We start from the raw sequence: 20584 nt of genomic DNA on the forward strand, positions 1-20584 counted from the left end.
TTAGTAATGGCTAATACCGTAATCGTGGGAACCCAGTGGGGGGACGAAGGCAAGGGCAAAATCGTTGATATGCTCGCCGAACAAGCAGGTGCGATTGTACGTTTCCAAGGTGGAAACAACGCAGGTCACACCCTTGTTGTGGAAGGAGAGCAGTGTATCCTGCATCTCATCCCGTCCGGGGTTCTCCATCAGGGTAAAAAGTGCCTCATCGGTAACGGTGTAGTACTCGACCCCGAGGTTTTTCTCAAGGAGATTGACGGACTTGCCGAAAAAGGCGTTGACGTTTCTCCCGAGCGCTTGATGATCAGCAAGAAAACCCAGATCATCATGCCGTACCACAAGCTGATGGACAATTGCCGCGAATCACTTAAATCCGCTGATAACAAGATCGGTACCACCGGTCGAGGAATCGGCCCTTGCTACGAAGATAAAATGAACCGTTGCGGCATTCGTGCTGCAGATCTTGCTGATCCCGAACTGCTGCGCGAAAAAATCGTAGCCGGGCTTCAGGAAAAGAACGTTCTTTTTGAAAAACTTTTCAACGTTGAAGCTCTCGACGCTGAAAAGGTATATCAGGAAATGTTGCCCATCGCTGAAAGGGTTAAACCCTATCTTGCCGATGTGTCTTCTATAATTCAGGATGTTAATAAAGAAGGTAAGGACGTGCTTTTCGAAGGCGCACAGGGTGTGCACCTCGATATCGACCACGGAACATATCCTTTTGTGACCTCTTCCAACGTGGTCTCCGGTAACGCTGCTGCCGGCGCAGGATGCGGTCCCCGTCAGCTGGAACGTATTATCGGTATCTGTAAGGCCTATACCACCCGTGTTGGTGCTGGTCCTTTCCCTACCGAATTGTTTGACGAAACCGGCGATACCTTGCAGAAAAACGGTCACGAGTTCGGTGCAACCACCGGTCGTAAACGCCGCTGCGGTTGGCTGGATATGGTTGTCCTGCGCGAAACCGCAAGACTCTGCGATCTCACTGAGTTCGCCCTGACCAAGCTGGATGTCCTTTCCGGTCTTAAAGAGATCGAAATCTGTGTTGCTTACGAGTACCGCGGCGAAAAAGTTGATTATCCCCCGCAGGAACAAAACGGCATGGCACACGTCAAGCCCGTTTACGAATCCATGCCCGGCTGGGATGAAGACATCACTAAGGCATCTTCTTATGACGAGCTGCCTGAAGCCGCACGTAACTACATTGCACGCATTGAAGAACTCTCCGGCGTAAAAGTCGGCATAGTCTCTGTCGGTCCCGACCGCGCTCAGACTATTGTAAGATAATATTGTTGATTTAGTGTCTGGGAAAGGTAGACTCAGTATGGGGTTACCTTTCCCGGACATATTTTTTTTAAGAATCTTTTTATTAAGCTTCGCTGCTGGCACATCATGTTCACATCTATTCAAGAAACTGCTTCGAGGCAGAGTCTGGTATTGCCTCGTTTTGCGAAGCTCGCTCAGAAGCCTCCGCAATGTCTGCTGATCGAGGGCGGCAGTGCTGAAGAGCGTATGGACATGGCTCGTTACTGGGCCTGTGTGCTGAACTGCGAGAACGGTCAGGACCCTTGCGGTTCCTGCCAATCCTGTCAGCAGATTGCAGATAATGCCTTCAATGATTTCCTGCTCATTGACCGCGAAGAAAATGAAAGCGGTACCGGATTGAAGCAGGATATTTCCGTAGATTCAATTCGCGAATTACTTCCGGTATGGGGGCAGCCTCCGAATGGTGGCGGAACCCGTGTTACCGTGGTTCGTGAAGCGCAGCACCTTAACGGCAACTCAGCCAACGCGCTTCTAAAGACTCTTGAAGAACCCCGCCCGGGCAATGTCTTTGTTCTCACCGCACCGCAGCGTGAACGTTTGCTTGAAACTCTTGTCTCCCGTAGCTGGGTCATCACCCTTGCGTGGCCTACAGATCAGCAGAATTCACCGGAAGTAGCTGATTGGGTTAATGCCATGCTCCGTTTCTGGCGTTCCGGTCAGGGCTGGTTTGCCCGTACTTCCGCAAAGGGTGCCTTGGATAAAGAAATGGGCTTGCAGGTGGTCATGGGCTGTCAGCGGGAACTTAAAAATGCGCTTCTTAACCCTCAATCCACCTCCGCAGCTAACGCGATTTCCGGGATGTTCGATCCGAAGGGCTTGCGTAGGCTTGACCTTGTGCTTGGAAAAGCTCAGGAATCCCTCAATTACAACGTTAATCCCGCATTAGTGCTGGATTGGGTTTGTACTGCTGCCATGCCGAAGAAGCGGCGTTAGAACTTTGTTGTAACTCTTCTGTATGTCTCCGAATGCATGAAAATGCTTCGGATACTGCGATTATCTCATTTTTCCTATCATATAAATCTTTTCGACTTAATTTCCCTCTGGTATGTACGGTTATTCAAACTGTTAGTCAGAAGGATATGAAAATGAAATCTTCAATTTCTTATGGTCACTTGGAGCCGGGAGAAGAAGCCGGTGCTTCGGAGTTGATATTTAAAGTTTTCGATAAAAAAGTAGCCCCAAGTTTTACAGAGGAAGGGTGTTCAGAGTTTAAGTCTTTTGCAACTCCGGAAGCCTTGCGAGAGCGTATTGATCAGGGGGCTGTTATTTTAGCTGCAAGGCACGATGCCAAGCTTGTAGGTGTAGCTGAAATTCGTTCCTTAGAGCATCTGTGTCTGCTTTTTGTTGATTCTGCTGAGCAGGGTAAAGGTATTGGTAAAGTGCTGATTCAGATGGTAGCAGACCACTGTCGCGATGCAGGTTCCAGTGAGTTAACTGTCAATTCCTCTCCTAATTCCCGTACATTCTATGAAAGTTTTGGCTTTATTGCACAGGACTCAGAACAGCTTAAGAATGGTATTAGATTTGTGCCGATGAAGTATGAGTTTAAATAGGTATTGTGAACGAATTGTTTACAGAGACTGTAGAAAGCTCACCGCCCTGTTCAATTCTATATCCGCAGTTCTGCCTACATAATTGATCATATTGGCCGATGTGCGGGAAACCTTAATATCAGGAGTGATGCCGCCAATTCCGTTTCTGCTGTCGAGCTGGATTTCCCTGTCCTGATTTAGCGATTGTCCGTTAGGGAACTTAACGATGTATCCCATAGGCATTTTTGCTTCTCCTCCGGTCATTCCGAATGAACCGTTGGTACCGAAAATCCCGACAACATACCCATTTTCAAGATTTTGGATGGTCATGGCGACCCCCTCGGCGGAACTGGTGGTATCGGGGTTTACCAGGGCAACGACCGGACCAGTGAACAGCGGCGTTTGTGGTGGGATGTTCAGCGGGATACCCCAGCCGATTATGGCTGTACCATCTCGGTTCGGCAGAATTATTTCCATCAGGCCATTGTAGGCATTGTATTGATTCTGGTATTCGTAAAATGTTTCTTCTGCGTAAAAGAAACCTGAAATTTTGGCCGCCAGCTCGTCTTCGCCGCCTCCGTTGCCCCTTAAATCAATGATCAGCCCGGGAACATTATTAGTTGCCATGAATTCCATTGCTTCTTTGAAATCATTGAAGAGCTTGTCAAAAGAGAAGTTATCAGTGTCTAGAGTGCCGACCACGATATATCCATATCCGCTGGGTAGGATACTGTGTTGTATCGGGTCAGCCGGATTTATTTTATTCCAGAATTGTGTTTTTTGCAGAATTGTATTGCCGTCATCTGTAGCAGTTAAATCTTTTGTCGTTACTCCGGAACCGTCCGGTCTTGAAAACTTAACCCTGCTGACATTTGCGTCCGGGTCAAGTGTGAGTGCACGGAACTGTTCGTATCTTTTAAGCTCAGTTGTTGCTATTGACGCCGTTTCCGGTCGCCAGAGAATTGAAGACTGGCTTGCTGCAGTAGTAATCGCGACATTATTCCATTCCAGTATCTCGTCACCCTCAAGCATTCCTTCTGATGCTGCTGGGCCTAGGGCTGTAACAGTCGTGGCAATGACCTTGCCATTATCCAGTTCAGCTATTCCAAATCCGTAGCTTTCTTCAATGTTGGGGTAGATTATTTTTTCCATCTCGTCACCCCACATGACATGTCCGTCCGGTATAGATCTGGTATATTCAAGGAGTGCTGTTGCGTAGTCGTTTGGGTTGGCAGCATTTTCAGCGAGGATTATTTTGGGACGGATGGTGTTGTTCAGAGCATTCCAGTCAATGCTTTTCCAGTCCCCGAAAGCATATTGCTCTTGCATTAATGCATGCAGGGCATCATATGCCGCGAGCCAAGTCATACCGCTGAAATCTGAAGGGCTGGGTTTGATAAAAGGATGATTTGCAGGTGAAGTCCCACATCCTGTGTTTCCATTGAATATGAAAATCGAAAGAATGGCGAATGCAAGTATGGTGTATTTCTTAAACAATTTTATGGGTGGCGATGACTTGTAAAATATAGACATGCATAGGTCCGTTGAATGGTTTTAATCAGCATATCTGCTAAGTTCAGTCTCATATTTGATTTCAGTGATTGCTGCATTGATTTTACTGATGGTGTCGTTTGAAACATCTCTTGAGAAGATCAGGTGGCGGGTGTTTCCTTTTATGATGTCTGCCATAGACATGAGGTAAAAATCATCTTCTTTGTAGGGGGATTGCCTGATTATTTTAGCGATTTCCACTGGAGCCAGCAGGCAGAAATCAATTCGTTTGTCATGTAGCATTCTGACAAGCTGCTCAGTTGTGCCGGAAAGGGCATGAAATGATTTTGGATGTTTTTGAAGTAAATAGTCTATATATCCTCCCATAGAATGGCCTGCAATCAGTCCGGTTTTGTATTTACTTTTTTTCAGTAGTTCTTCCAGGGTCTTATATTTTAAGAATTGATCACGGTTCTCACGTCTTAAAAGCACAAGGATTGGTTTATTTTCGTAAATTGGTAACGAAAACTTAGCATATTCTTCGCGTTCTGGTGTTTTAAACCAACCTATAGAGGCAAATGAGCCTCCCTTTTTAATGGTGTGTAGTATTCTTTTGGAGGGCATACTCATGTATTTGCATTTACATCCTGCTCTTTCCATAATTTTTTGCGTGAGATGTAATAAAATACCCTCAGGTCTTTGTCTGTCATTTGTATAGTAGTATGGCGGAAGTTCAATATAACCAATTGTTATTTGGTCCGCATATATGTCTTTATTTAATAGAGATAGAATGGAAAAAACTAGAGTAGTATATGTGAATATGAGATAAAGGCTTTTTTTCATATCTCTTGTAGTTTCTTAGTTGCGATCATTATTGAGCACTTAGGCTTAAGTGCCTAAATTAATGCATTTAGAATAATCGCAATGATAACAGGTATAGCTATGTCTGTCCATTCATCTGGTAAAAATAGGGCAAAAAGAAAACCCCGGACAGAACTTGTGTTCCGCCCGGGGGCTTTAAATACATGTTGCACAGATTACTGAGTAACGTGTCCTAACCAAATGTTAACGGTTTGCTTTTAGTTTTACCTAAATTACGCGTATCAACCAGGATTAGCGGTTGTTTTGAAGTTTTTTCCTAAACGCGTCTAAACCGATTTAATGGTTTGTTACGAAGTTACAATAAATCCGCTTTGCCGTTGAAGAGGGGATCCTTTTTCGCATTTGCCGGGATAACCGGCTATTTCCAATCTCTCCGTGGGCCCGTTGGAGGTCTTAAAAGAACTCTCGCGGTAGGCTCCCCTCGAATTGAGCCTCTACTTGAGACTCGTCTTTAGAAAGTGACATCAAATTGATTTCACTCCCGTCTGAGGGTTGGTAACGAGTTGCCTTTGGTACAACTACCTCTGCCTTTGATTAAAAGATAACTCCGCTTAAGCCACGCGTCAATACCAAAAATATATTTTTATCGTTAATAAGAAAATTGCAAATGAATCCGGTTTGACAGGTGCTAAAAAAAACGAGGTAAAACCATATGTGAAGTTTTACCTCGCTGATTGTCAGGATGTTAGCGATACAATGCTCTGATATCTACGAAGCTGGCCTTTTCTGTCCCGGTAAGGACTATAGCCGCAGTGAGTTCCGCTTTGAGCTGGTCGATGTATTTTTCAACGCCTTCTTGCAGGCCGCCTACGGTGGCAATTGAGAAGGGACGTCCTATCATAACTGCATCAGCACCGAGAGCCAGCATCTTGAGCACATCGATACCGGTTCTTACTCCGCCATCAACCATTACAGCACACTGTCCGGCAACCGCACGGGATATTTCGAAGAGAACCTCTGCAGTACCGGGGCAGGAGTCGAGTACGCGACCTCCATGGTTGGAAACAACTATACCTTTAGCTCCGGCATCAATAGCCATGCGTGCTTCGTCAGGGGTCATGATACCTTTAAGGATGAAGTCGGCATTTACGGATTCGATGATTTCGCGCAGTTTACGCATGCATTTCGGAGTAACCGGGCGACCCATTTTCTTCAGGGTGATCAATCCGGCTGCATCGATATCCATACCGATAATTTTACATCCGGTTTCTTCTGCCTTCTGGAGTTTCTCGTTCAGTTCTTTATCTTCCCACGGCTTGATAAAAGGGATGCCGTGTCCGTCTACATCCTTGATAGCCGCAAAGCCGCTTTCATGGATAAAGGGAGGCACGCCGTCCCCGGTACAACCGATGATGCCTTTGTTTTTGCAGCCTTTGAGTTTGTTGGTGACGTAGTCAAGCTCACTGACCTTACCACCCATATTGAATTCGACACCGCCGATGGGGGCGGCAATGACCGGAATATCAAGGTCGATGCCCATTACATTAACAGAAGTATCCGGTTCGCTGAATTCGTGGATGGTACGCATGTTCAGCTTAAGGTTTTCGAGTGCTTTTACGTTGTTTTTGAAGCTGGCTGCAGTTCCGAGGCCGCCCATGCCGGGGACTTCACCCACGCAGGCTTTACCGTTACAAACAGGACAGACTTTGCAGTAGCCTTTCATTAATTCTCTTGCGTTATCGCGTACTTCTTTCATGATTTATCTCCTATATTAAAAAATAGAAATCAGCATTCTGGTTGCTACAACTATAAGCAGGATTGCAAAAATTTTCTTGAGTCTATCCACAGGCAGGCTGTGCGCCAGTCGAACACCGATGGGAGCGGTCAGCATACTAGCTGAAACGATACCGATCAAGGCGGGCAGGTAAACATAGCCGAAGCAGTATGGAGGAAGTCCTTCAACACCGATTCCGGTCCAGACATATCCGGCAGTCCCGGCGATAGCGATGGGCAGGCCGATTGCCGCAGCTGTACCGATGGCAGTGTGGATGACGATATTGCACATGGTCAGGAAAGGAACGGAAAGTGTTCCGCCGCCGATACCTACAAGACTGGAAAAAATGCCGATCACGTTGCCTGCTACAAAAAGTCCCTGAAAGCCCGGCACCTGTCTGGAAGCTTTGGGTTTGAGTCCAAAGAGCATCTGTGAAGCCACGTAGTAGAGGAAAACGACAAAGATGCCTTTCAGGAAATTGGTGTTCATGAACGATGTGGACAGCGAACCGAGAAATGTACCGAGAATGATGCCCGGAGTGATGGTCTTGAAAATGTCCCAGCGCACAGCTCCGCGTTTATTGTGGGAACGCATACTGGATATGGAAGTAAAGATGATGCTTGCAAGGGAGGTTCCCAGCGCAATGTGCATTAAGTGTACTTCCGGGATACCCAGCGGGGGGAGGGTGAAGACAAGGATCGGTACGATGACCAGTCCTCCGCCGATGCCGAGCAGTCCGGCAAGTATTCCTGCGAAAATACCAAGAACAACAAAAATAAGTAAGGTAGAGAGCATTTGTTCCTCCGCTACTTTTTGCTACAGGTTATTCTGATGAACTACGGCCAGTTGCCGCTTCTTCGACTTCAGCAATATGCTTGCGCATGGTTTCCCGGGCCTGAGCCGGATCACGATTCTCAAAGGCTTCAAGAATTTTGAAATGTGCAATGATCGATGCCTGCTGACGTTTTGGCGGTTGCAGGATTTCACTGCGGCTTTCATCCATGATTCGATCCAATGCCTGCATCATTTCCGGGAAAATGGAGTTTCCGGTGGCTTTGGCAATTTCAAGATGCAGCTGGGCATCGAGATCACTGGTATTCTTACCGTTCTGAGCTTTCATTTGTTGATCGCAGACGATCACCTTTAAGCGATTGAGTGTTTCTTCGTCCATTGAAGCGGCGGCAAGGGCGGCAATCTCAGGCTCAATAACACGTCTGAATTGGAAAATGTCGCTGATCCTTTTTTTCTGGTCGCTGAAAGCTGTGGCGAAGGCATCGAATATGTCTGCATCCATGTCGGCAAGGATGTACGTACCATCCCCGCGGCGGCTTTCGACCAGATTTTTTTGTGCCAGTGACTTTATTGCTTCGCGGATTGAGCTTCTGGAGACTTTGAACCTTTCCGCTAAGGTCCTCTCCGCAGGCAGTTTGTCGCCTTTTTTCAGATTGCCGGATTCAATCAGTTCGGCAATTTGCCGAGCCACGGACTGGTGCACTGTTTTGGCTGGGTTTTTAGAATCCATAATGGGTCCTACCAATTTTTGATTTTGAACAATTGGTCTGACCGATATCATTGATTGGTAAATCAGACAATACAAATTGAGGCAAAAAAAGCCGCCTACGTTGCGTAGGCGGCTTTCCTGCAAAGGGTTGCAGCTAAATTTTTATGTGCTCAAGGTCATAAACCGGGCTAGAGTGGCCAGACCAATGCAGATGAAAAATACTGCCAGTCCGGTGGCGAACTTGTTCAGTCTTCCACGCTGGTAATCTTTGATGAAGCCCCATTTGACCGCAATTCTGTAGAGGCCTGCTACTACGTGCATGACCACCAGAGGAGCCAGCACAAGGTAAAAGAAAATCCACGGACCGGACTGAATGCGTTCGGCGGAACGGGCCGCAGTAATGGGCAGGTCGCTGAGTACTGCCCACATGTGGATAGCGCCCATAACCAGAATCAGCATGGCGGAAACAACCTGTACAACCCAAAGCCATGTGTCACGGTGTTTGAGCATTTTGGCATGCTTCCAGATGGTTTTCTGGCCCTCAAGTCTGAAGGGAATCTTGCGCGCAGCAAGGTAGAAATGAAAAAGAAAAAGCAGGAAAAGGAGCGGCCCGCCGATCTGGGCCATATAGTTTTCCTCGTATGTGTGGGCGATAGTGTCCATGATGGATGGACTGAAAATTACACTTGAAACAAGGCTCATATGCATAAATACAAAAATGATAAGAGCCACCCCTGAAAACATCTGGAGCCAGTCCAGAATAGCATCGCTCTTGCCCCGTTTGACTGGGGCAACGGTAGAATTGAAAGACATCAGCACCTCCGTATAATAATTGAAATAAAATACCTCGCAACTGGTATTTTCCGCGCCGGTGATAATGTACTTCATATGTTGTTTTGTCAATCAACATAAACATTGTTTGTTGTAGGTAAGGTCTTGGAATTACGGACTCGAAGCCCTGTTTTACGTTTTTCGTAATGGTGCGGTCTTTGTTATGGTTTTTTGAGTCTTTTTTCGCCCTCACATTGACCTTGGCGAAAGCTATGCTTAATTTGTTCTTTGTGTTTATGGGATATTTTTAGTCGCCCTCTATTTTTAAGATAATTTGTACTTCAAACCTGATTGACATACTGGAGTTTAAAAGACATGGTCCCTCAACAAAATGCGAAGGCTGCAGCAGCCGTTAAAGGATTTGATTTTGAAAAATTATGTATATTTATGCTGCTTTGCGGGGTGCTTCTGATGAGCACCGGATGCGAAGTGGAAAAGATAGATGTTAATAAAAAGGCCGAGGTAGCCGCCGGATTAAAAGAAAATGAGTCCGGTGCTGCTCCTGCGGTTCAGCCAGCTGCTGATACCGCCGCGGAAAAAGCCGCTTCTGCTGAACTCAGCGATGAGATTAAGAAGGCACTTGCTTCCGGCGAAGGTCCGCACGTGATCAAGCTTAAGAACGGCATGTCCATTCTTGTTAAGGAAGATGATCGTTTTCCTCTGGTCAATGTGCGCCTCTTCGTACATGCCGGATCTTCTTATGAAGAGCCGGGGCAGGCCGGGATCAGCCACCTTCTGGAACATATGGTCTTCAAGGGCACCGAAACCCGTGGTCCCGGTGAGACTGCCCGTGAGATCGAATCCGTGGGCGGCGATATGAATGCCGCAACCAGCTTTGACTACACTGTTTATTACGTGGAAGTTCCTGAGAATGAATGGAAGCTGGGTATGGATATTGTCACTGACATGACCTTCAATGCTAAGATAGATCCTGAGGAACTCAAATCCGAACGTGAAGTTGTTCTTTCTGAGCTGGAGCGGGGAGAGGATAATCCCGGCAGCAGGATTTTTAAGACTTTGCAGTCTATAGTCTGGAAAGATACCAGCTATCAGTGGCCTATCATCGGTTACCGTGACACGGTTAAAGGAATTTCATCCGAAGATATTCATGCTTACATAGATCGTCTTTACCAGCCGCAGTCAATGCTTCTTAGTGTTGTGGGTAAGATTGATCCCGAGGCAGTTGTTAAGGAAGCGGAAAGACTTTGCGGCAGCCGGAAGTCCGTTAATCCGGTTGTTCCGCCCACAGCATTCCCTGTTCCTGCAACCGGTAAGACCACTGTTAAAGTTGTTCCCGGAAAATGGAATAAGGCGTATATCGGCGCGGCTTTTCCCATTCCCGGCTTGAGTTCTTCCCAGATTGCCGGGCTTGAAACCATGTGTGAGCTTCTTGGTGGTGGTGAAACATCCCGCCTTTACCGCAAGTTCAAGTATGAAAAGCGCATGGTGGACAGTATTTCCGTATCATCCCTGACTCTTGAACGGGCCGGGATGCTTTATGTTTTCGCCACACTTGATGCGGATAAAGTTGAAGAGTTCTGGAAGGAGCTTATGATTGAGCTTTCTTCCGTTGATTTTAATGATTTTACTGATCGCGAAATGGATCGCGTGGTAATCAATCTTGAGGATTCCCTGTTTCTGACCAAGGAGACTCTTTCCGGTCTGGCCTCGAAGCTGGGATATTTCCAATTCTTTGAAGGCGGGCAGCAGGCGGAGGAAAATTACCTTTACGATTTGCGCAACATAACCCGTGATCAATTACAGCAGCTTTATGATGAATATTTTGACCCCACAAAGCTGGCTGCCTGCATGCTTATGCCTGAAGGCGTTGAAGCTGATGCTCAGGGTTTTGAAAAAGCTGTTGCCGCGAACTGGCCTGCAAAGACCAAGGCTGCGGCACAAGCGGAAGCTGCCGGTCCGGGTGAAGCTGCAACGATTGAACTGGCTAACGGCAGCAAGCTTGTCTTTATTCCCGATGAAACACTGCCGTACACCGCAATGTCCATGTACTGGGTGGGTGGAGATGCAGATCTAACTCCTGAAGAACAGGGGCTTGCAGCGATGGTTTCCCAGAGCTTGACTCGCGGAACTAAAAGCTTGAATGCCACAGAATTGGAAGATTTTGTCTCTGATCGTGCAGCATCCCTTGGCGCAACTGCCGGGCGTGAAGTCTTTGCTATCAACGCAAAGTTTCCTTCACGTTTTACTGCGGATATGCTGCCGCTCATCAGCGACCTAATTACCAGTCCGCGCTTTGCTGAAGAAGAATTGGATCGCGCTAAGCAGGATCAGGTTTCTGCGATCAAGCGTAAAGAAGACCGTCCTCTGAGTCTTGCGTTCAGGAATATCTTTCCGTTCCTTTATAAGGATGGCAGCTATTCATATTTCCATCTTGGAATGCCCGAGAATGTGGAGAAATTTTCTCGCGATGAGATTGTTGCCTACTGGAAGAAACAATCCTCCCGTCCTTTCGTAATTTCCATTTGTGGTGATTATGACCGTGAAGCTCTTGCGGCTTTTGCAAAGGATTTGGACGGTAAGCTGGTCGTTAAAGATACTGCAGTGGCAGTGCCTGCTCCTCATTGGGGAGTGGAAAAAGATCTGACCATGACCCTGCCGGATCGTAATCAGGCTCACCTGATGGTGATTTTTCCGGTTCCGGGTATGGAAGACGAAGAAGCTACGGCAGGTCTTTCCCTGCTCCGGGCTTCTCTTGCCGGACAGAGCGGGTTACTTTTCCGTGACCTGCGTGACAAGCAGGGCCTCGGTTACACCGTAACAGCCTTTCTCTGGCAGGCACCAAAGACCGGATTCATGGCTTTTTACATTGGAACCAAGCCGGAACAGCTAGAACAGGCTATGGCAGGTTTCGATAAGACCGTGAAGATGCTCAAAGAGAATGATTTGCCGGAAGATGAAATCCTGCGCGCTCGCAACATCCTGCGTGGTGAATACTATCAGGAGCATCAGAGTTTGCTTTCCCGAAGCAGGGAAGCGGCCAGCCTGATCGTAAAGGGATTTGAGCCGAACCTTGACCAAAAGATTATCGAGCGGGCTTCAAAGACAGATGCCGCTCAGGTCCGAGAGTTGATCAATAAATACATCGACTGGGATAATAAATATACTCTGACAGTAAAACCGTAAGTCATATAAAAACCCCTTGCTTCAAATGAAGCGAGGGGTTTTTATTTATCTCCAAATATCTTCTTCTTCCACCAACAGCTCTGCTGTCCCATTTGTATCTTCAATAATTCTTGCGCAAAAAGCTTCCACCTGATCCGAGGGCATGATCAGAGTAAACATCAGGCTGGCTCCGAAAGACTGTTCTTCTATCTCGGCCCGATACTCATCGAGCATGCGGCGGAGCATGCCTTCCTGTGCGTATGAAATTTCGAGAGTCAGTATACGCATGGGGACTTTCATGACTACTTCAAGTGCTTCCAGTCCCTGCTGCACTGCACCGGAATAGGCGCGCACAAGTCCTCCGGTTCCGAGTTTTATCCCTCCAAAATATCTTGTAACCACTGCTGCAATATCTCCAATGCCGCTGCCTTGCAGTACTTGCAGCATGGGTTTGCCAGCTGTTCCTTGCGGTTCTCCATCATCACTCATGCCCATGCCCCCTGTCTGGGGTGGGCCGGCTATGAAAGCAGAGCAGTGGTGACGGGCATCAGGGAACTCGCTTTTAATTGAGGCGATAAACTCTTTTGCCTCTTCTCGTGTGCTTACCGTTTTGATGTCACAGATAAATCGGCTTTTTTTTATGGATTCTTCGGTGCGGATACTTTTTAGAGGAACTGGATATGCTTGGTTAGCCATGATTGCTTACTGTTTAATATTATTGGTTTTGTTTATGTTATGTCGTGCCTGTTTAATTTATATAGTACAGAAATTCAAATTTATTGGAATTTATCACTTGACTCGCTAATAGTAATTGTTATTATTTAATCAAGGTTGATGGGAAACCGATTAGTTAAAATATTTTTTAGAGTAAGGAGATAACTATGGGAAGCCTTAGAGATTACAAGAACTGGGATATCGATTGGGAAATGACTCCTGAAGATGCTGTAACCCTGTACCTTGAGTGGGGTAACCATCCTTGGGATTCCAAGTTTGCACCGGTAACTTCCAAGAATGACTATACAAACTATTTCACCGTTTATCTGTGGGACGACAAGCCGAGAGTGCTGTTCGTACGCAGGAACTCGGAAGAGGCTCGTGAGCTGATGAGCATTGAACTGCCTAAGGACATTGCTGAAAGGTTCAGGAAGTCAGTCGGCGGACTGAAGGGAAATTATCCCGTGAACGCCGAAGTAAGAGAATGGATTGAAACACAGATGAATAATTAGTTCCCATCTCCTTATCATCTAATCCGCAGGGGGACAGGCAAAAGCCTGTCCCCCTCACTTTTTATGTGTGTTTATTTGTCTTGTTGTGATATGGTTTTTAATAAGGATTAATGGCGGTATTTTGAGTTCTCGGATGGGAAGGATTTTATGTCTGACATGAATAAACACCACGAGCTTGGTGAGTTGCTGCCTGCAATGATTTGTGAGTTTTTACCGGATAGTACTCTCACGTATGTAAATAAAGCATATTGCGATTACTTTGGTAAAAATGAAAAAGAGCTTGTGGGATACAAATTTTTAGAGTTTCTACCTGAAGATGTGGTGGATGCTGTTAAAAGCAGATATTTGAATCTTACTCCAGATAATCCGGTCCATACTCATGTTCATGAAGTTGTCAGGAATGGAGAGATTTGCTGGCATGAATGGACGAACCGCGCTTTTTTTAATGAAAATGGTCAGGCTGTTCGGTTTCAGGCTGTTGGACAGGATACATCAGAACGCAAGCTCATGGAGCAATTGCTGAAATCTAGGCTCATGCTTCGTGAATATTCAACCGAACACAGCGTTGATGTAATCATTGGACGTGTACTTGAAGAGATCAAGCGCCTTACTTGTTGTGAATATGCATTTTTTCATTTTGTAGAGTCCGAAGATTTTCTTCTCGATGTTAGTGAGCAGGTTAAGCTTAATTCTTGCTTACAACAGAAATATGAAGGTGAGATATTTAATTCTTACCTGTTCGCTAATTGGTGCACAGAGTGCTATAGCAAATGTTGTTCTATATATAATGTTGAGATTAAAGATAGTTCTTTTAACAATGATTTGCAGCATGATTATATGCAATATGTATTAGTTACTCCTGTCATGTATCAGGGAGAAGTCTTTGCTGTTTTAGCTCTATGTAAACAAGATCGAACTTTTTCAAAAAAAGATACTGAAGTAGTTAATCAGTTGGCTACTACTGCAGTTGATGCTGTCGTTCATAAAATTATGAGCGATGCCTTGTTGAAAAGTAAAGAACAGGCAGAGGCTGCAAGCAAAGTAAAATCAGAATTTCTCGCAAATATGAGCCATGAAATACGCACGCCTATCAACGGGATAATGGGCATGCTCCAACTTTTGAAAACAACTGATCTCGATGCTGAACAATTAGAGTATGTTGACTATGCTTTGAAATCCAGCAGCAGATTAAGCTCATTGCTTATTGATATTCTTGACCTTACGATGGTTGAAGCAGGGCAGCTTGAATTGCAGATAGCTCCTTTTGAGATAGCAGAGACTATTGATTCTATTCGACAATTATTCGGTCAGGAAGCGCGTGAGAAAGGTCTCGTGTTAAATTTTGATATCAGTCCTGAAGTCCCGGAAACCGTTGATGGCGATGCTCTGCGCTTGCAGCAAGTGTTAGTTAATCTTGTAGGTAATGCCTTAAAATTCACCGAACACGGCAGAGTAGATGTTGAAGTATTTCTGAATGATAAACGCGCCAAATCTCTCTTGTTTAAAGTCAGGGATACAGGAATAGGGATTGCTGATGACATACAGGATAAGCTTTTTGAGCCTTTTATTCAGGGGGACGGTAGCTATAAACGCAGTTTCCAAGGTGCAGGCTTGGGATTGTCGATATGCAAGCGGGTTTTAAAGGTGATGGGCGGCGAAATTTATGTTTCCAGTGTATTGGGAAAAGGTACTGTCTTTTCGTTTACGATGCCCCTTGTCACTGAGGAACTTGATACTTCCGCCGAGAAGGATCAAACCTTGAAAGTTTTGGTAGCTGATGATGATATGGTCAGCAGGTTCGCCATCCAAAAGCAGCTGGAAAAAATGGGATATGAAGTCCATATTGCTGAAAATGGAGGGCGAGCTCTGGATATGCTTGCTGCGGATGAATATGGTTTAGCTTTAATCGATATCCAGATGCCTGTAGTGGATGGGGTAGAAGTTATCAGTCAAGTTCGATCCGGTGCAATCGGTGAAGAAGTTCGTCGCATACCCATCATTGCAATTTCTGCGTACGCTATGTCCGGTGATGCTGAAAAATTTACGGAATCAGGTGCAGACGACTATATTGCCAAGCCTTTACTCTTTGAAGATTTAGAGAAATCCATATTGAATATTCTAGCTTAAGAGTTATTTTTTCTGTACTGCTGCAAAAAATCTGTTTTGCCACTTGTGTTCTAAATGAAAATCAGTATGCTTTCTTCCATTCCAACGTTCGCACCCCTTTATTTTATCCAAAAATAAGCAACGAACTGCCGAAATCCCACTGCTGTATTTTGCAGTGGCGTAATTCCTTATGCCTTTCTTTCGGCATTACATATTCTCAAGGAGGCTAATATGCCCGTTAAATTTGCAGACCGTATGTCTACTGTACACAGGTCTTTTATCCGCGAAATTCTGAAAGTAACTGAAGATGCTTCAATTATTTCTTTTGCCGGAGGCTTGCCCAATCCCGAACTTTTTCCTGTAGCCGACCTTGAGGCAGCTGCTGTTAAAGTTATGCGTGAAAGCGGTCCGCAGTCCATGCAGTATTCTACAACTGAAGGTTTTCAGCCTTTGCGTCAGTATATTGCTGATCGTTACATGGAGAAGAAAGGCATTAAGGTCGATGCTGATGAAATTTTGATTACTTCAGGTTCACAGCAGTGTCTGGACTTGCTGGGCAAGGTCTTTCTTAATGCCGGGGATAATGTTGTAATCGAACGTCCCGGTTATCTCGGCGCTATTCAGTCCTTTTCCGTTTTTGAATCAAACTTCCTTACCGTAGGGCTGGAAGAAGACGGTCCTGACCTTGCCGAGTTGGAAAGAGTGCTGGATGAGAACGAAGCTAAGATGTTCTACGCTGTAACCAACTTCCAGAATCCTTCGGGTCTGACTTACAGTGCTGCAAAGCGTCAGGGCGTGGCAGATATTCTCAAAGGTCGTGATGTCCTTTTCGTAGAGGATGATCCTTACGGTGAACTCCGGTTTATGGGTGATTTTGAAAAGCCTGTTGTGCGCGGCTACCTTGAAGAGAATGGAATTCTTCTCGGTTCTTTCTCCAAGGTTGCAGCGCCTGGCTTCCGTCTCGGCTGGATGGTCTGTGGCGGGGAAATGCGTGATAAACTGATTATCGCTAAACAGGCTTCCGACTTGCACACCAGCACATTCGCACAGCGTGTTATGCATCAGTATGTTACAGATAATCCGCTTGATAACCATATTGAGAAGATTCGCGAACGCTATGGAAACCAGCGTGCAGCTATGGTGCAGGCTATTGAGGAATATTTCCCGGCTGAGGCCAAAGTTACCCGTCCTGAAGGAGGGATGTTTCTTTGGGTAACCTTGCCGGAAGGAATGTCTTCCATGGACCTTTTTGATGAAGCCATCAAGAACAAGGTTGCCTTTGTTCCCGGTCGTCCTTTCTACGTGGATGGCAGCGGTGAGAATACTTTCCGCCTCAACTTCTCAAACTCTGATGAAGAGCATATCGTAGAAGGCATTAAGCGTCTTGGCGCTGGAATTAAGGATTTTTTGAGTAAGGCATAAATTTTTACTCACATTAAAAATGAGAGGCCCTGAAACATACGTTTCAGGGCCTCTTTTTATTACTCGTATTGGTTAAGTCTAATCGTATCCATGTTCATGCATGAAGTCTGTGTACTTGGCATCCACAACCATGATGTGCTTGATGAGCCAATCTTTGAGGAAGCGGATAATATCGGTTGAGGCAGTAACTTTACCTCTTTCAACATCGTCTTTGAAATCAGAGATTTTATCGATGAAGATTTTATGCAGTTTTTTGTGCGGCTCTTTTTCCGGGTATCCATGTTTGTCGAAGATCTTTTCTTCGTATCCGAAGTGGTAGATGGTGTATTCAAGCAGTCTTTCGGCTACTTCACCAATTACGGTGTCAGCCTTACGCTGGCGCATTGCCCCGTACAGTTCGTTGATCAGGTCGAGCAGCTTCATGTGATGTTCATCAATAATGCGGACATCAACTGAAAGGTCATCAGACCATTCAACAATTTTTCCGGAGCTGGTGTCCACAATTCTGCCGGATGAGATTCCCTGTACTATTGAATCGAGTTCCTCAACTACACTGGCGATTTCGGTAAGAGCATGAGCGGATGCAGACATGCCTTCAGATGTTTCTGAGGCAACTCGTGCCACATCACTGATAGCCATGTTGATCTCTTCGGATGCAGCGGACTGTTCTTCACTGGCCGCGGCAATGGATTCAACCTGAGTATTGGTTTCGTCAACAATTCCTACAATTGCTTCCATGAGTTCACCGGATTTAGCAGCGGACTCGGTGGAGTTTACAATATCTTCTGCTGCTGATTCAACAGCGGCGATGTTTTCACGGGCATTGTCCTGAATCTTGGAGACAGCCTCACCAACGCCTTTGGTTGCGTCCATTGTTTTTTCTGCAAGCTTACGGACTTCGTCAGCAACGACTGCGAATCCGCGTCCCGCTTCACCAGCTCGTGCTGCTTCGATTGCGGCGTTCAGAGCCAACAGGTTGGTCTGGTCGGCAATGTCGGTAATGACCGTCATGATCTGGCCGATGTTATCTGCCTGTTCGCCCAAGGTTCCCATGGTTTCCTTGAGATTGAGGATGGTGTCCTTGATTTGTTCGAAAGATTGGATTGCTTCTGCTACGCCCTTAGCACCGTGGACAGCGTTGTCTTTGGATTGGGCCGAGCTGTTGGCTGCGAGTCCTGCATTCTGAGCAACTTCCAGAACAGTACTGTTCATTTCTTCCATTGCAGTTGCTGTTTCGGTCACTCGGTCACGTTGAAGTTCCATACCTGCGCTAACCTGGTTAACCTGTGCACTGAGCTCCTCAATCCCCGCGAAAAGTTTTCCAGATATGCCACCTGCATTTGCAGCCGACTTGCTGATAGATTCAAGAACTTCTTTTTGATCAGCAAGTTCTTTGCGAGCATTTTCAACATCAGATTCAGCTTTGCTTAACCTATTGCGCAGATTGTCAGCTTCTTCTTCAGTCTTACTGAAGTTTTCAGCCAATTCATGGATTGCTTTACCGGCTTTTTGGGCTGTCTCAGTAATGTTGTCATCAAGACTGGCAGGGATAGATGCTTTAGGTTTACCCGTGCTTATATCTATGAGGTAACTGCACAGAGTCTCCAACTGACTGTTTAGTCCCGAGTTAAGGGAAATAAATGCAAGTATTGTAGCTGCGATGGCAATACACAGAATAACTATTTGGGTGATGGAAATTCCAGATTCAGCAGCCGGGAAGAAAGCAGCCATGACAACTGAAGCAACGGCCGACAGAAAAATCATAGCTATGGATAAGGTTAATTTCAGTTTTTCAGGCATGTTTTCTCCTTTATGCGGGAAATTCTCATTCTAGTGCGTTAATTATACTTATAAAATAAAATAAGATTTTTACGCAAGTGTCGTACAGATAAAAACTGTTTCAGATTGGTAAAAATATCATCTTTTTTGCAGAGTTGTAAACTAATTGCCAGTTATAAACTCATTTTCCTTTCAGCGGAGGCAGTGTTGCCGCAACCTCTTTAATCACTGAGCGTATCCACTGTTGTGCTGGATCATTGTCATTTAGAGAATGCCAATGCTGGGAGACTTCAAATTCAGTGTTTTCAAGTGGCATATGGACAATGCGTAAACGTCCTTTTGCAGCATACATTTCAGCCAGACGTTGGGCTATGCTGCCTACAAGGTTCGAATTCTCCACAAGTGATGGAATGACAGTTTCCTGCTGCAACACAATTTTTATTTTTCGCTGCACACCCTTACGGTACAGGTAATCCTCAAGAAATCCTAATCCGGACTCGGAAAGTGAAAGGGCTGCAAATTCATTTTCGGCCATTTCTTCTTCATTCATAACCTCACCTTTTATCGGATGGTCATTGCGGACTACGCAGACTTCTCTATCTTCAAAGAGCTTTTCCTTGAGTACTCCTGCTCCGTAATTTCGGGGACAGCCAAGAAATACATCTAATTTACCACTTTGAAGCATTTCTTCCCGTTTTTCATATGTTGTCTGCATTATGCGGATGGAAATCCCCAGAGCCCTGCTATCAATCAAACGTAATATTTCGGGAAGAAGCAGTTTGCATAGATAGTCGCTGAGCCCAAGGCTGAACGTTCTTTTGGATGAAGCAGGGTCGAATTCTCCCCGGTCGGCAAGAGATTGGTTAATTGCTTTCAGGCTGGGAGCTATGTTTTGGTGTATTGTTTTGCAGAGCGGCGTCGGTTCCATAATATTGCCCCGGCGGACAAATAGACGGTCATCAAAGTGATGACGCAGCTTGGAAAGGGCATGGCTGACTGCGGATTGGGTCATAAACAATTTGTTCCCGGCAAGTGTCAGGCTGCGCTCGGTAAAAATCGTGTCGAGTATGACCAGCAAATTCAGATCAAGATTGGAAGAATTAGTTTTACTCATACAGGGAATGAATAGTTTTCAGTGGTAAAAGTTAATAAGCGGGAGTAGTTATCCTTTCATACTGAATCACTACTTCATTTCAAAGGAAAATCAAATGTTTGCTTTATACGGTTCAATCGCGGTTGTTGTCGCTTCTTCCGTGATTTATCACCTTGCCCAAAAAAGTATCGCAGGTGGGGGATCTTTTTTTGGGCCTCTTGCTTTTGCGTACGCCATCGCCATGATCTTTAGTCTTGCGGGAATGTATTTCCAGACCGGAAAAATAGAGGTGGTGGATATCGTTAACTTTAAAAACTGGCCGGTTCTGCTGTTAGGTCTGGCTGTTTTTGGGATCGAGATCGGCGTTTTGCTTACATACAAAGCCGGGGCGAATGTAAACACTTTGCCGATTTTAGTTAACGGGGTTGTTATGGCGTGTCTTATTCCCTTAGGGGCTCTGATTTACAGGGAACACATTTCACTTACGTCCGTACTTGGCATATTGCTGATTGGTTCCGGCGTATGGGTTTTGTGCTCATCCAGTCATGCTTGATTTCT

Annotated in this window: 17 protein-coding genes; 8 read left to right on the top strand and 9 right to left on the bottom strand. The window is 45.7% G+C overall.

Features of this window, described 5'->3' with window-relative positions:
- Positions 1-6 precede the first annotated feature (6 nt).
- The 3 genes from DESAL_RS07325 to DESAL_RS07335 all read left to right on the top strand — a co-directional run bounded on the left by DESAL_RS07325 (position 7) and on the right by DESAL_RS07335 (position 2879).
- Positions 7-1287 (top strand): adenylosuccinate synthase, encoded by a 1281-nt coding sequence (locus tag DESAL_RS07325; protein ID WP_015851340.1) that lies wholly within the window; start codon positions 7-9, stop codon positions 1285-1287.
- Positions 1288-1392: 105 nt separating this feature from the next.
- On the top strand, positions 1393-2259 hold the full coding sequence (locus tag DESAL_RS07330) for a hypothetical protein (protein ID WP_015851341.1): 867 nt from the start codon (positions 1393-1395) through the stop codon (positions 2257-2259).
- 152 nt (positions 2260-2411) lie between these two features.
- Positions 2412-2879, top strand: a complete 468-nt coding sequence (locus DESAL_RS07335) for a GNAT family N-acetyltransferase (protein WP_015851342.1) — start codon at positions 2412-2414, stop codon at positions 2877-2879.
- An 18-nt stretch (positions 2880-2897) separates the two neighbouring features.
- On the opposite strand, the gene DESAL_RS07340 is transcribed toward DESAL_RS07335, so the two are convergent.
- The 6 genes from DESAL_RS07340 to DESAL_RS07365 form a co-directional block, all read right to left on the bottom strand.
- Positions 2898-4226, bottom strand: coding sequence for a S41 family peptidase (locus DESAL_RS07340; protein WP_245543798.1), 1329 nt, complete (start codon positions 4224-4226; stop codon positions 2898-2900).
- 186 nt (positions 4227-4412) lie between these two features.
- The gene (locus DESAL_RS07345) at positions 4413-5192 is read right to left on the bottom strand and encodes a substrate-binding periplasmic protein (RefSeq protein WP_015851344.1); all 780 of its coding nucleotides are present in this window, start codon (positions 5190-5192) and stop codon (positions 4413-4415) included.
- A 724-nt stretch (positions 5193-5916) separates the two neighbouring features.
- Positions 5917-6927: an alpha-hydroxy-acid oxidizing protein gene (locus DESAL_RS07350; RefSeq protein WP_015851345.1), complete on the bottom strand. Its 1011-nt coding sequence runs from the start codon at positions 6925-6927 to the stop codon at positions 5917-5919.
- A 15-nt stretch (positions 6928-6942) separates the two neighbouring features.
- Positions 6943-7740: a sulfite exporter TauE/SafE family protein gene (locus DESAL_RS07355; protein WP_015851346.1), complete on the bottom strand. Its 798-nt coding sequence runs from the start codon at positions 7738-7740 to the stop codon at positions 6943-6945.
- 28 nt (positions 7741-7768) lie between these two features.
- Positions 7769-8467, bottom strand: coding sequence for a FadR/GntR family transcriptional regulator (locus tag DESAL_RS07360; RefSeq protein WP_015851347.1), 699 nt, complete (start codon positions 8465-8467; stop codon positions 7769-7771).
- Between the two features lie 141 nt (positions 8468-8608).
- Entirely contained in the window at positions 8609-9259 is a 651-nt protein-coding gene (locus DESAL_RS07365) for a succinate dehydrogenase/fumarate reductase transmembrane subunit (RefSeq protein WP_015851348.1), read from the bottom strand.
- Between the two features lie 333 nt (positions 9260-9592).
- Between DESAL_RS07365 and DESAL_RS07370 the strand changes: the two genes are divergently transcribed.
- The gene (locus DESAL_RS07370) at positions 9593-12421 is read left to right on the top strand and encodes a M16 family metallopeptidase (protein ID WP_015851349.1); all 2829 of its coding nucleotides are present in this window, start codon (positions 9593-9595) and stop codon (positions 12419-12421) included.
- Positions 12422-12466: 45 nt separating this feature from the next.
- Here the strand turns inward: DESAL_RS07370 and DESAL_RS07375 are convergent, their stop codons facing one another.
- Complete coding sequence (locus DESAL_RS07375; RefSeq protein WP_015851350.1) at positions 12467-13096, bottom strand: YigZ family protein; 630 nt, start codon at positions 13094-13096, stop codon at positions 12467-12469.
- 185 nt (positions 13097-13281) lie between these two features.
- Here DESAL_RS07375 and DESAL_RS07380 point away from each other — a divergent pair, with 185 nt between their 5' ends.
- From DESAL_RS07380 to DESAL_RS07390, 3 genes are all read left to right on the top strand, one after another.
- Positions 13282-13626 (top strand): DVU0772 family protein, encoded by a 345-nt coding sequence (locus tag DESAL_RS07380; RefSeq protein WP_015851351.1) that lies wholly within the window; start codon positions 13282-13284, stop codon positions 13624-13626.
- A gap of 147 nt (positions 13627-13773) precedes the next feature.
- Entirely contained in the window at positions 13774-15753 is a 1980-nt protein-coding gene (locus tag DESAL_RS19690; protein WP_015851352.1) for an ATP-binding protein, read from the top strand.
- Positions 15754-15963: 210 nt separating this feature from the next.
- On the top strand, positions 15964-17154 hold the full coding sequence (locus DESAL_RS07390; protein ID WP_015851353.1) for an aminotransferase-like domain-containing protein: 1191 nt from the start codon (positions 15964-15966) through the stop codon (positions 17152-17154).
- A gap of 78 nt (positions 17155-17232) precedes the next feature.
- Here the strand turns inward: DESAL_RS07390 and DESAL_RS07395 are convergent, their stop codons facing one another.
- Together DESAL_RS07395 and DESAL_RS07400 are read right to left on the bottom strand one after the other, a co-directional pair.
- Entirely contained in the window at positions 17233-18954 is a 1722-nt protein-coding gene (locus DESAL_RS07395) for a bacteriohemerythrin (protein WP_015851354.1), read from the bottom strand.
- Positions 18955-19114: 160 nt separating this feature from the next.
- The gene (locus DESAL_RS07400) at positions 19115-20047 is read right to left on the bottom strand and encodes a LysR family transcriptional regulator (protein ID WP_015851355.1); all 933 of its coding nucleotides are present in this window, start codon (positions 20045-20047) and stop codon (positions 19115-19117) included.
- A gap of 94 nt (positions 20048-20141) precedes the next feature.
- On the opposite strand from DESAL_RS07400, the gene DESAL_RS07405 reads away from it, so the two are divergent.
- A complete protein-coding gene (locus DESAL_RS07405; RefSeq protein ID WP_015851356.1) occupies positions 20142-20579 on the top strand; it encodes a hypothetical protein in 438 nt (145 codons plus the stop codon).
- Positions 20580-20584: the final 5 nt, after the last annotated feature.

It is taken from the genome of Maridesulfovibrio salexigens DSM 2638 (genome assembly GCF_000023445.1).
GTDB lineage: Bacteria > Desulfobacterota > Desulfovibrionia > Desulfovibrionales > Desulfovibrionaceae > Maridesulfovibrio > Maridesulfovibrio salexigens.